This window comes from Pseudomonas sp. R5(2019) (assembly GCF_009905435.1).
Lineage (GTDB): Bacteria > Pseudomonadota > Gammaproteobacteria > Pseudomonadales > Pseudomonadaceae > Aquipseudomonas.
Map to the genome: position 1 here is coordinate 1 of NZ_JAAAMT010000087.1, position 12300 is coordinate 12300.

The window sequence follows — 12300 nt, forward strand, 5'->3', positions numbered from 1 at the left end:
CGCACTCCCAAGGCTTGTCGTTGATATCACCGGCCTCGGGGGCTGCTGCGCAGCCCATCGCGGCCAGGTCCGCTCCTACAAGGGTTTCGTCGTTCTATTCCTTAACTGACCGGCATTGGGGCAAGCCCGGCTCCTACATCGAATCCAGCAGGTAGATTTGGGTTTGTCAGCAGTCTGAGGCGACAAGGATGTCGCCTCTTTTCGGCGGTCACACGATGTCAGTCTGGCCATCGCCCTCCCCCTGGAGATTACTTTCATGCTGGATCTCGTTGCCATCGAGCAGATCAAACAGCTCAAGGCCCGCTATTTTCGTGGTATCGATACCTGCAACCTCGAACTACTGCGCAGCATCCTCGCACCCGAGGTGAAGATCAGCTTCGACAGCCCGACCTACCAACTCGAACTCAACGGACTGGAGCAGGCCATCGAGTTCTACCGCACCAGCTTCACCAACCGCCGCTTCGGCATGCACAACGGCCACACCCCGGAAATCGTGGTCAACGGTGATCAAGCCACTGGCCTCTGGTACCTCAACGACCTGTTCATCAACCTCGATGAGCAGACCCTGCTCAACGGCAGCGCTATCTACGAGGATAACTACGTGAAGTTGCAGGGCGAGTGGCGCATCCTCCAGACCGGTTACAAGCGGCTGCTGGAGATCATCGGCCCGCTGGATCCACAGTGGAGGATCACCTCTCAGCCGATCAACTGACTGGCCGTTTGCTGCACAACGAAAAAAGCCCGCATCACGCGCAATACCCGTTCACTTAAGCGGAGCATTGCGATTGAAATGAGCCCGGGTCTTCAACATTTTTACCGTCCCAGGCCTCGATGGCCTGGGGCATTTCGATTCCCGCCTCCTGAAAACGCGTTCGCCAAATGACCTGAATCGTAATGATATGTGTATTTACTTCCAACAGATAATCGTTATCATTGGCATCATAATTCACACAAAAGGTGTCAATGGTGGCTCTATCGCGCATTTACCCAGCCTCTCTGTCGTTGCTGGGCGTTCTGGTTGTACCTGATTTACAGGCAGAAACGGAGTCTGCTCTAACCCTACCGACAACCGCTGTGAACAGTGAGTACAGCGAGCAGAGCTATAGGTCGACCGAGAGCAGGAGTGCGCTGAAGATCGATGCCCCGCTACGCGACATACCGCAAACGGTGAACGTGATACCCCAGAGCGTGATCAAGGATCAGGGCGCACAGTCGATGGAAGACGTGCTGAAGAACGTTCCCGGCATCGGTCTTTCCAATGGCGATGGCCAGCGCGACCAGGTCACCATTCGCGGCTTCAGTGCCATCGGCGACATGTACGTCGACGGCATCCGTGACGACGCGCTGTACTTCCGCGATCTATCCAACGTCGAGCGAGTGGAAGTGATCAAGGGGCCAGCAGCGGTGCTCTATGGCCGCGGCTCATCCGGCGGCCTGATCAACAGCATCAGCAAGAAACCCACCTTCGACCCCAAGCAGGAAGTGGGTGTCAGCGTCGACAGCGAAGGTAAAAAGCGCACGCAGTTCGACGCCGGCTGGGCCGATCAGCAGCAGGGCGATAAAGCTTTCCGGGTGACCGGGGCGCTGGAGAACAGTGACACCTTCCGCGACGACGGCTATATCGATCGCAAAGCCATCGCGCCTTCGGCCTACTTCAAGCTCTCGGACGATCTGGAGCTGAACCTGGGCGCCACCTATTTGTATGACAAGCGTCTGATCGACTTCGGCATCCCGGCGCGAGGCGATCGTCCGGTCGATGTGGACCGCGATAAGCGCTTCGGTTCCGCCGACCCGGATGACGACTACACCCGCAGCGAGGTGTTTTCGTTCACGGCCGGTGTCGACTACCGGATCAACGACGACTTCAGCCTGAGCAATACCAGCCGCTACTATCACTATGATCTGGATCGCAACAACACACTCGCCGACTCCAGCCCGACACGCTTCGTCACCGCCGCCAATGGTGAACTGCTGGTGAAACTCAACCGCGGCAATGTGCAGCGCAAGGAAGACGGCTGGTTCAACCAGACCGAGCTCAAGCAGCGCGCCGTGCTCGCCGGGATGAACCATAACCTGCTCTATGGTGTGGAGGTGGGGCGCCAGGTCAAGGACCAGTCCGTGTTCAGCCAATCCAACGTGGCGCAGGTGCCCGTGTATCGTGATGCCTTGGTCAATGTGCCGTTCCAGGCCAACCGGCAAACTGCCAGGGGCACCAATACCCAGGACACTGCTGGATTCTACGTGCAGGACCTGATCGAACTGGCACCCCAGTGGAAGGCACTGGTGGGTGTCCGTTATGACGTGTTCGACCAGGAATACGCTGATGACCTGACCAACAAGGAGCTATCCCGCACCGACACGACCTGGAGCCCACGTGTTGGTTTGGTCTACCAGCCTGATCAGGTTCAGTCCTATTACATCTCGGTGAGCCGTTCCTACCAACCCTCCGCTGAAATGTTCGCCCTCAGTACGACGAACCAGGGCCTGGAGCCGGAAGAGACCACCAACTACGAGATCGGCGGCAAGTGGGACCTGCTCGACAATCGCCTGGCGTTGACAGCGGCGCTGTTCCGCCTGGAACGCACCAATATGAAAACCACCGATCCAGCGAACCCGGCCCAACTGGTGCTTGCGGGTGAGCAGCGTACTGATGGTCTCGAACTGACCGCCAGCGGACAGTTGAGTGACAAATGGCAGGTCTATGCCGGTTACGCCTATCTGGATGCCGAGATCACCAAGTCCACCAGCCGTACCAACGGTGTCGCCAATGAAGGTCAGACTCCGACCTTGACCCCGCGCCACAGCGCCAACCTGTGGCTGGTGCGCTCGCTGACGCAAACCTGGCGTGTGGGCATGGGCGCCAACTATGTCGATGAGCGCTACACGGCATTGGATAACACGGTGGTCATGCCGGGCTACACAACGGTGGACGCTGCATTGCTGTACAACCAGCCGAAATGGGACATGGCCCTGCGTCTGCGCAATGTCTTCGACAAGGACTATTACGCCTCGGCGCATGGCTCGGTGGATCTGATCACACCCGGTGCGCCACGGACACTGGAGCTGAGCACCAACTACCGATTCTAAGTACAGACTTCAAGAGCAAGCGCCCGGTAGTGCAACACTGCCGGGCTTTTTTTTTTGACCACAAGAACGATTTGGCAAGCTGACGGAACTGTAATGTTCACCTCAGCTTTCTGACAGCGCTTCGTAGCTAAGGTGACACTGAACCTGATGCCCAACCTGCGGCAACCGATTCGGCCTCGATATCACCGACTCATCTGACTGACTGGACACAACGGCATGCAAAGCAAAACCACTAGGCGGTCCTTCGTCAAAGGCCTGGCCGCCGCCGGCATTCTTGGTGGGTTAGGCATGTGGCGCACGCCGGTCTGGGCCGTGACCAGCCCTGGCCAACCCAATGTGCTGACGGGCACTGATTTTGATCTCTACATTGGTGAGCTGCCAGTCAATATCACTGGCGCAGCTCGAACGGCCATGGCGATAAACGGTTCCCTGCCTGGACCCATTCTTCGTTGGCGAGAAGGTGATACGGTCACGCTTCGCGTACGGAACCGCTTGAAGCAGGACACCTCCATTCATTGGCACGGCATCCTTCTGCCGGCCAACATGGATGGTGTACCTGGGCTGAGTTTCCATGGCATCGCACCCGATGGCATGTACGAGTACAGATTCAAGGTTCACCAGAACGGTACCTATTGGTATCACAGCCATTCCGGCCTCCAGGAGCAGGTCGGGGTGTATGGCGCACTGGTAATCGACGCGAAGGAACCTGAGCCGTTCAGCTATGAGCGCGATTATGTGGTCATGCTGAGCGACTGGACTGATGAAGACCCTGCCCGGGTTCTGGCCAAACTCAAAAAGCAATCCGACTACTACAACTACCATAAGCGCACGGTCGGCGATTTCATCAATGACGTGAGCGAGGTGGGTTGGTCTGCTGCGGCGGCTGACCGCAAGATGTGGGCTGAAATGAAAATGAGCCCGACCGATCTCGCCGACGTGAGTGGTTACACCTACACCTACCTGATGAATGGCCAAGCGCCCAATGGTAATTGGACCGGCGTCTTCAAACCGGGTGAAAAGATTCGTCTGCGCTTCATCAATGCGTCTGCCATGACGTACTTCGATGTGCGTATTCCCGGCTTGAAGATGACAGTGGTCGCCGCCGATGGGCAGCACGTCAAGCCGGTGAAGGTCGACGAGTTCCGGATCGCCACGGCCGAAACCTACGATGTGATTGTTGAACCTGAAGACGAACAGGCCTACACCATCTTTGCTCAATCCATGGATCGTACGGGCTATTCCCGTGGCACCCTGGCAGTCCGCGAAGGGCTGCAAGCTCCTGTTCCAGAGATTGACCCGCGGCCGCTGATCTCAATGAGCGATATGGGCATGGATCACGCAAGCATGGCTGGCATGGATCACGGCTCGATGCAAGGCGATATGGCTGGAATGGACCACTCCTCCATGCCAGGCATGGGTGGAGCCATGCAGTCCCATCCCGCCTCGGAGACCAACAATCCCTTGGTTGACATGCAGACCATGACGCCGACTCCCAAATTGAACGACCCGGGAATGGGTTTGCGCAATAACGGTCGACGGGTCCTTACGTACTCAGACCTGCGAAGCACATTCATCGACCCGGATGGTCGTGAACCTGGCCGTACTATCGAGTTGCACCTCACGGGGCATATGGAAAAGTTCGCCTGGTCATTCGACGGAATCAAGTTTTCAGACGCCAAGCCCCTACTACTCAAGTATGGCGAGCGGGTTCGCATCACCTTGGTCAACGACACCATGATGACGCACCCGATCCATCTGCACGGTATGTGGAGCGACTTGGAGGATGAGAACGGCAATTTCCTGGTTCGCAAGCATACGATCGATATGCCGCCGGGCTCAAAGCGAAGCTATCGTGTTACAGCGGATGCCTTGGGTCGTTGGGCCTATCACTGCCACCTGCTGTTCCACATGGAAATGGGCATGTTCAGAGAAGTTCGTGTGGACGAGTAAAAGAGATATCAGATGAGCGAACTCATGAAACGAAGCGCCCTGTTCTGCACTGCCGCAATGTTGGGCTTGCTTGCTCTACATGCCCCCTCGTCGGTGGCCGATGAAGGTCACCAGCAGCACCTTCAGAAATCCGCTGAAGCGCCCAACGCAGCGAAACCCAGGCCGGCGCCCCAGAGCCAGGACAAAGGCAAGCAAGGGGGGGAGATGAATCATGGTGCCACGCAAGGTGATATGGGCACTATGGATCACAGCAAGATGGGACATGGCAACATGAAGGGTATGGACCACGGCTCCATGGATCATTCAACGATGAATCATGGCCCCGAAGCAACTCCAACGACCACCAGTCGCATGGCTATACCTGTCCTGACGGATGCTGACCGCAAAGCCGCTTTTCCACCGCTGCCTGGACATCAAGTCCACGACAGCGGCATCAACAGCTTCTTGCTGCTCGATCAGCTCGAATATCAGGATGCGGACGAAGGGAGTACGCTGGCATGGGATGCCTCTGGCTGGGTCGGCGGCGACCTCAATCGACTCTGGTTCCGTTCTGAAGGCGAGCGCACCAATGGCGTAACCGAGGATGCCGAGCTGCAGCTTCTGTACGGGCGCTCGATCGGTCCCTGGTGGGATGTGGTTGCCGGCGTGCGCCAGGATTTCAAACCTGAATCCCCACAAACCTGGGCCGCTTTGGGTGTCCAGGGCATGGCGCTTTACGCCTTCGAGGCCCAAGCAACCGCCTTCATCGGTGAGAATGGCCAGACTGCAGCTCGGTTGGAAGGTGATTACGACATCCTCCTGACCAATCGGCTCATTCTCCAGCCAACGGCGCAAGTGAATTTCTACGGTAAAAACGACCCTGAACGGGGTGTTGGCTCCGGGCTTGCCAACACCGAAGCAGGCTTGCGTTTGCGATACGAGATTGTCCGCCAGTTCGCACCTTACATAGGCATTTCCTGGAGTCGCTCTTATGGCAAAACCGCGGACCTGATTCGTGACCAGGGCGGGGATATTGAGGAAGCGCGTTTCGTTGCTGGTATTCGTATGTGGTTCTGAGAGCCTGACATGAAGAAAATAATGACAACGTTGGTGGTAGCGGGTGCAGCGGGTAGTGCTGCGATTCTGGCTGGGGCGTATTCCGGATTGGTCAATGTCGGTGCTGACGATCCTCATTTCCCGGCAGTCCATGAGTTCCTCGCCATGGCGCGAGATCGCGCCATTAAGGTGCGATCCAAAGATATCGAAGTTCCCGAGTTGGACGATGAGGCGCTGATCCGCACTGGCGCTGGAAACTACAATGCCATGTGTATGGTTTGTCACCTTGCGCCAGGTGTGGAAAAGACCGAACTCAGCCAGGCGCTCTATCCGGCTCCTCCCAATCTCGCCAGGCTTGGCGTCGACGGAGACCCTGCAGCAGCATTTTGGACCATCAAGCACGGCATCAAAGCGACTGGCATGCCCGCTTGGGGCAAGAGCATGGGTGATCAGTACATCTGGGGGGTAGTCGCTTTCCTGAACCAGCTGCCCAAAATGGACGCCGAGCAGTACAAAGCGTTGGTAGCAACCAGTGGCGGCCATGAGCACGGTGGCGACGAAAGCCCGATGCATCACCATGAAGGGCAACACGGCGCAAACAAACCGGATCATCACGGCAATGGTGCATCCGGGGATGGCCATCATTCGAAGCCGTCTTCAAAGCCCGCCCCAAAGGCTCATACCCATGAAGGAACACACCCATGAAAGCTATCGCCGTCGCACACGCCGAGAAGAATTGAGGCGTTGCGCGGGAGCCGGGCTGTCCCAATGCCGGTCAGTTAAGGAAAGGAAAGCAGTACCTCATGTAGGAGCGGACCCGGCCGCGATGGGCCGCGCAGCGGCCCCGGCGATTCTGAAACCGCCGGCACTCGCAAGCTGATTCGCAGATGTCACTGGCCCAAGGGGCCGCTGCGCGGCCCATCGCGGCCAGGTCCGCTCCTACAAGGGTTGCGTCGTTCAATTGCTTAACTGACTGGCATGCGCCCACAGAAAAGGCGGCGCGCAGAGGGTTGCGCTATTGACCCGCGCGGCGAGCGGCCTCAGGGCCGAAGTCGCGGCTCGACAAGCCGCCTTTGTTAAGGAAATACGCGCTCGGTTGCTCGTTGACCAGGTTGAACGCCAGGTAGCTCGAGGCGTTCAGGTCATGGTAGAGGCCGATGCCGGCCTGCCAGGTCTGAGTTTCAGGCGCGTAGAAAAAGTTGAGCATCGAGGTGCGCCACAACTCGCCACGGTTGTCGTAGTTGTCGCCCATCATCGGGAACCAGGTATCTTCGTCGATATAGAGTTTGCGCTTGCCATACAAGTGGCGATAACCGGGCTTCAGGGTACCTTCCAGTTCCCAGACACGGTGCAACTCGTAGCGCATGTTGTCCGGGTTGATATGGCCTGGGGTCAGCATGCTCGCGTACTTGAGCTTCTCGGAGTGCAGGCGCGAAGTATTGTAGGGGATGTACATCTCGCGCTTGCCGACGATCTTCCAGTCATAGCGCTGGGCCGAGCCGTTGAAAATACGCACTTCATCGACGGTGATCGACCCCCCACTGCCCGGAAACGACATGTCGAAACCATAGCCGGGCGACTGCCGGACCCGACGCGTGCCCGGGTCGTAACGCCAGCTCTGGCGCGGCTCGGTCTTGTCGTTCCAGAACTCGGTACCGGTGTTGATTTCACCCTTGTCGCGTTGCGGCAACAGCGTTTCGTTCAGGTAGAACGATGAGTTGCCAGCGGTCTCGCCGATTCGCCCGGGCTCCAATGCCGGGGCCAGGTTGCGCGAGTGCACGCGGCCCCAGTTGATCTTGCCGTCGTTGAGTACGTAGGCGTTATCGGAGACATATTCTTCGGTCCAGGCACGTATCGTGAACAGCGACGCATTCTTCAGCAGCTCGCCGCCGGTTTGCGGAATCGGGAAGGCGATACCGCCGGTACGCGCTACGACGCCTTCACCGTCATCCACCAGCTTGGCCATCGAGGCATTTTCCAGTGTGGCCTTGCACACCGTGTCGGAGAAACGGAAATCGCGGTGCGAGGGGTAGACCGGAATCCGGAAGGTTTGCGGATACTGTTTGAACAGGGCCTTTTGCCCGTCGGACAGCTGATCGGCGTACTGCGCCATATTCTGTGCAGTGATCTGGAACAGCGGCTTTTCATCGGGATAGGGGTCGACCGGATGCTTGCCGGTCCCTTCAAACTTGATGCCCTGAGGCAGTACACCCAGCCACTTGCCGGTGTATTCCGGGATGCTGCCATCGGCATTGGCGGCTTTCTGCGCGCCTACGCACGTCAGGTCCTTGCCCAGACGGGAAAGTTGATCGGCCGGTGTCTGTCCGAAGGACAGCGCACTATAGCCCTGCAGAACCAATGCTGCGCCCAGGCACAACCTCATTGGGAAATTACGTCGCATACTTTTCTCCTTGTTATGAATCGACGACTCAAAGCGGTTCAGAGCAGGCATGTCGCAGTTCCTTCAGACGTCGACCGGAGCCTCGGCCTGCTTGCGCGAGGCCGTTTTCGCCCGCCGGGTGGCCGCCTTGGCGACTGGCACCGATTTGACCAGCGGCCGCCCCTGGTTGAACCAGGCCGCCAGTGCTGGCAGCAGGAAAATTGCCCCGAACACATTGACCAGGAACATGAACGCCAGCAGCACGCCCATGTCGGCCTGGAACTTCAATGGCGCGAAGGTCCAGGTGCAGACACCGACTGCCATGGTCACGGCAGTAAACACCGCAGCGGTACCGCGCTGACACATGGCCAGATAGAAGGCATGGCGCAGATCGTGACCGTCAGCCATTTCATGCTGGATCCGCTCGTACAGGTAGATGCCATAGTCGACGCCTACGCCAACACCCAGGGCCATGACCGGCAGGGTCGCGACCTTCAGCCCGATCCCGAGCGTTGCCATGAGGGCATTGCACAGGATCGCGACGATGCCCAATGGCACCAGGATGCACAGCACCGCGCGCAACGAGCGGAAGGTCAGCAGGCAGAACAGTGCCACCGAACAGAACAGCGCAGCGAGCATGACCACTTCGGCATGCTTGACCGCATCGTTGGCCGCAGCCATCACACCGGCGTTGCCGCCGGCCAGCTTGAACTCGATACCAGGCACCTTGATGCCGTCGATGATGCGTTTGGCCTCGTTGACCACATGGAACACCGTGGCGCCTTCATGGTCGTTGAGAAACACCAGGATTTGCATGCGCTGACAGCCATCGACAACCAGTCCGGAGTCCGGCGAATAGGCCAATGAGCCCTGCTGCAAGCCCCGTGACGAGCCCGGAATCGTCGCCAGGCGTGGATTACCCTCGTTGTTGCCGGCGATCATCTCCTTGCCCATCTTCGCCACACTCTGCACCGACTGCACGCCGGCAACGTTGCGCATCTGGAAGTCGAAGGATTCCACCGCCCGCATGACCGACGGGTTCAGGCAGGCTTCGGCGATGCCCTGTACATCGATGAACACCGCCAACACATCGAGGCCGATGGAGTAACTGCCGATGATTTTTTCGTTGTCCTGGTTGTAGCGTGAGTCCGCACGCAGTTCCGGTGCACCCGTGCCGATATCGCCCACCTCGAGCTGGCGCGCCTTGACCACGCCAAGGCCCAGCAACAGCAGGCTTATGGCAAATACCACCAGCGCCGGACGCGGCTCGGCCAGGGCCGACAGCCGCCACCACAGTGGGTGCTTGCCCTGCGCGCTGTGGCTGGCGACGCTGGAGGTTGCAGGCGCCAGCTGCAGGTAAGAGATGATGATCGGCAACATCATCTTGTTGGTGATAATCATCAACATCACGCCGATACAGGCCGTCACCCCCAACTCGTGCACGATCGGTATGTCGATCAGCATGATCACGGCAAAGCCCAGGGCGTTCATCAGCAAGGCCAGCGAGCCGGGGATGAAGATCTTGCAAAAGGCGCTGTGCGCTGCCGTCAACGCGTCGCTGCCGGCCAGCACCTCCTGCTTCCAGGCATTGCTCATCTGCACTGCATGGGAAACACCAATGGAAAAGATCAGGAACGGCACCAGGATCGACATGGGGTCGATCCCCAGGCCCAGCAGCGGCAACAATCCAAGCAGCCACACGACTGGCAACAAGGCCACGGCGAGTGCTACCAGGGTCAGTTTCAGCGAGCGCGAATACAGCCACAGTAATGCCGCCGTGATCAGGAACGCGACCACGAAGAAGCCGATGACCGTGTTCAACCCTTCGACCACATCGCCCACCAACTTGGCGAAGCCGACGATGTTCAGTTCGATGTGCTCGTTGTTGTATTTGGCGCGAATCTCCTCCAGGCGCTTGGCGATCTCGACATAGGACACCGGCTTGCCGGTCTTCGGGTCGAGGTCTTGCAGGTCGGCGCGGACCATCGCCGATTTCAGGTCATTGGCCAGCAGCCGGCCGGTCTGACCGGAACGCGCGGCATTGCTGCGGACCTGATCAAGGTCGGCCGGGGTACCGGCATATTGCGGCGGCACTACAAGATCGCCGACATAACCCTCTTCGGTGATTTCGATGTAGCGCACATTGGGCGTGAACAGCGAAGTCACGCTGGGCCGGCTGACCCCGGAGATGAAGAAGACATCGTCCGTGACCTGTTGCAAGGTCTGGAGGAACTGCGGGTTGTAGATATCGCCCTCGCCCTTCCAGTGCACATTGACCAGCAGACGGTTGGCACCGGTGAACACCCGACTGAAATCGAGAAAGTTGAGCATGTACTCATGACGTACCGGGATCTGCTTGTTGAAGCCCGGATCAAGACGTACCTGGGTGGCGCTGTAGCCCAACCCCAGCGTCACGATCACGAACAGGCCCAACAGTGGCATGCGCCTGGCCATCAGTTGGTCCGCGCACCATTGCACGCAACGCTCCACCCACGGTTTACTCTGCTTCATTGCCTGCCTCTCGATGTCCAGCTGCGACAAGATTGCCAGGTGCGCTCTGCAGTACGCCGCGCTCCCCAGCCACCAGCACGTTGCGGCCATCCACCACCGCAGCGCTGGTCAAGGTGCCAAGCCCGGGGCGACGCGTGCTTCCTTGCAACGCCCCCTGGGCATCGAGACGAACCAGGGTGCTGTCGGCACCGACAATCACCAGCCCGGCATTGTCGGGCAGCCGTACATGGCCGAAGAGCGGAAGGTTGTTGCCCAGCTCGATCTGCTTCCAGCTCAGGCCGAAGTCCTGGGTCACGAAGAGGTGGCCGCGCATGCCATAAACGACCCAGCGTTCGGCCGACAGGCGCGCAACACCGAACAGCGAGCCGTTGTAAAAGGCCGGCAGGCCTTCCCAGCTGAGGCCGCGATCAACCGAACGCATGACCAGGCCTTGCTCACCGACAAGCATCTGTCGGCCATCGTCACCGCCGTCCATGCCGTTAAGGTGTAAACCGTCGAGCGACACCTCGCGGGGCGACCAGTCAAGCCCGCCATTGCTGGACTCCAGGTACTTGCCGTTGCTGCCGAAAGCCACTACCCGCTGCTCGTCGCCGGCCCACACGCCCAGCAATGGCTCGGCCAGTTCCGCGTCGTAACGCACTCGCTGCCAATTTTTGCCGGCGTCCTGCGAGCGAAGGATCCAGCCATCGTCGCCGACCGCCAGCAATACCTGCGAGCTCAAACCAACCACACCGGTGAGCGTGACATCGCTTGGCTGGGGCACGTGCGCCTGCTGCCAGGACAGGCCGTCATCGTCACTGAGGAGAATGCTGCCACGCTCGCCGACCGCAACCAGCTGTTGGTCGTTGGCGAGCAGGTCGTTGATTTGCAATCGATCGGTGTGCAGCACCGTGGCTGCCAGAGGCGCAGGGCTACGCGGGGCGAACGCGTAGGCGACGGTGAGCATGATGATGGCGCTCATGGCATAGCCTGTCAGCTGACGCATGACGGGCTCCTTGCTGCGGCAGGCAAACGTACGACTGGCTTCATGCTGTCGATCCTCGAGTTCTTGTTTTTATGCTCGGTTTTGATAATCCGACGCTTTGCCGACACCGGCATCCTCCAAACGGATTAGCCCGAACCCCCTGCCATCCATCAGATAAAACCTGCCCGGCGTGCAGGCAACTAGAATTCATAAGGGGCCGATGCCCAGTGCCAGTCACTTAAGGCGAGCTCCATGTAGGAGCGGACCTGGCCGCGATGGGCTGCGCAGCGGCCCCGGCGATTCTGAAATCACCTGCACTTGCTGGCTCAATCGCAGATACCAATGGCCTCAGGGGCCGCTGCGCGGCCCATCG

The 12300-nt window shown here is 59.0% G+C and carries 9 protein-coding genes; 5 read left to right on the top strand and 4 right to left on the bottom strand.

Annotated elements, in window-relative coordinates:
- Nucleotides 1-256 precede the first annotated feature (256 nt).
- The gene (locus GUY40_RS27695; RefSeq protein WP_166572091.1) at nucleotides 257-712 is read left to right on the top strand and encodes a nuclear transport factor 2 family protein; all 456 of its coding nucleotides are present in this window, start codon (nucleotides 257-259) and stop codon (nucleotides 710-712) included.
- A gap of 55 nt (nucleotides 713-767) precedes the next feature.
- Here GUY40_RS27695 and GUY40_RS27700 read toward each other — a convergent pair whose 3' ends face one another.
- Entirely contained in the window at nucleotides 768-983 is a 216-nt protein-coding gene (locus tag GUY40_RS27700; RefSeq protein ID WP_166572090.1) for a hypothetical protein, read from the bottom strand.
- On the opposite strand from GUY40_RS27700, the gene GUY40_RS27705 reads away from it, so the two are divergent.
- From GUY40_RS27705 to GUY40_RS27720, 4 genes are all read left to right on the top strand, one after another.
- A complete protein-coding gene (locus GUY40_RS27705) occupies nucleotides 964-3087 on the top strand; it encodes a TonB-dependent siderophore receptor (protein WP_166572092.1) in 2124 nt (707 codons plus the stop codon). The two genes, GUY40_RS27700 and GUY40_RS27705, sit on opposite strands and share 20 nt — an antisense overlap.
- 216 nt (nucleotides 3088-3303) lie before the next feature.
- The gene (locus GUY40_RS27710; protein WP_166572093.1) at nucleotides 3304-5037 is read left to right on the top strand and encodes a copper resistance system multicopper oxidase; all 1734 of its coding nucleotides are present in this window, start codon (nucleotides 3304-3306) and stop codon (nucleotides 5035-5037) included.
- A 12-nt stretch (nucleotides 5038-5049) separates the two neighbouring features.
- Nucleotides 5050-6093 (top strand): copper resistance protein B, encoded by a 1044-nt coding sequence (locus GUY40_RS27715; RefSeq protein ID WP_256675904.1) that lies wholly within the window; start codon nucleotides 5050-5052, stop codon nucleotides 6091-6093.
- A gap of 9 nt (nucleotides 6094-6102) precedes the next feature.
- Nucleotides 6103-6777 (top strand): cytochrome c, encoded by a 675-nt coding sequence (locus GUY40_RS27720; RefSeq protein ID WP_166572094.1) that lies wholly within the window; start codon nucleotides 6103-6105, stop codon nucleotides 6775-6777.
- A 310-nt stretch (nucleotides 6778-7087) separates the two neighbouring features.
- On the opposite strand, the gene GUY40_RS27725 is transcribed toward GUY40_RS27720, so the two are convergent.
- The 3 genes from GUY40_RS27725 to GUY40_RS27735 form a co-directional block, all read right to left on the bottom strand.
- Complete coding sequence (locus GUY40_RS27725; RefSeq protein ID WP_371924976.1) at nucleotides 7088-8473, bottom strand: DUF1329 domain-containing protein; 1386 nt, start codon at nucleotides 8471-8473, stop codon at nucleotides 7088-7090.
- A gap of 63 nt (nucleotides 8474-8536) precedes the next feature.
- Nucleotides 8537-10963: an RND family transporter gene (locus tag GUY40_RS27730; protein WP_178117996.1), complete on the bottom strand. Its 2427-nt coding sequence runs from the start codon at nucleotides 10961-10963 to the stop codon at nucleotides 8537-8539.
- A complete protein-coding gene (locus GUY40_RS27735; RefSeq protein WP_166572095.1) occupies nucleotides 10950-11948 on the bottom strand; it encodes a YCF48-related protein in 999 nt (332 codons plus the stop codon). Before GUY40_RS27735 ends, GUY40_RS27730 begins: the two co-directional genes overlap by 14 nt.
- Nucleotides 11949-12300: the final 352 nt, after the last annotated feature.

Bases quoted from the DNA above. Each gene is read 5' to 3' on its own strand.
- GUY40_RS27730 (WP_178117996.1), bottom strand. From the start codon at position 10,963: ATGAAGCAGAGTAAACCGTGGGTGGAGCGTTGCGTGCAATGGTGCGCG.
- GUY40_RS27720 (WP_166572094.1), top strand. From the start codon at position 6,103: ATGAAGAAAATAATGACAACGTTGGTGGTAGCGGGTGCAGCGGGTAGT.
- GUY40_RS27735 (WP_166572095.1), bottom strand. From the start codon at position 11,948: ATGCGTCAGCTGACAGGCTATGCCATGAGCGCCATCATCATGCTCACC.
- GUY40_RS27725 (WP_371924976.1), bottom strand. From the start codon at position 8,473: ATGCGACGTAATTTCCCAATGAGGTTGTGCCTGGGCGCAGCATTGGTT.
- GUY40_RS27715 (WP_256675904.1), top strand. From the start codon at position 5,050: ATGAGCGAACTCATGAAACGAAGCGCCCTGTTCTGCACTGCCGCAATG.
- GUY40_RS27705 (WP_166572092.1), top strand. From the start codon at position 964: ATGGTGGCTCTATCGCGCATTTACCCAGCCTCTCTGTCGTTGCTGGGC.
- GUY40_RS27700 (WP_166572090.1), bottom strand. From the start codon at position 983: ATGCGCGATAGAGCCACCATTGACACCTTTTGTGTGAATTATGATGCC.
- GUY40_RS27695 (WP_166572091.1), top strand. From the start codon at position 257: ATGCTGGATCTCGTTGCCATCGAGCAGATCAAACAGCTCAAGGCCCGC.
- GUY40_RS27710 (WP_166572093.1), top strand. From the start codon at position 3,304: ATGCAAAGCAAAACCACTAGGCGGTCCTTCGTCAAAGGCCTGGCCGCC.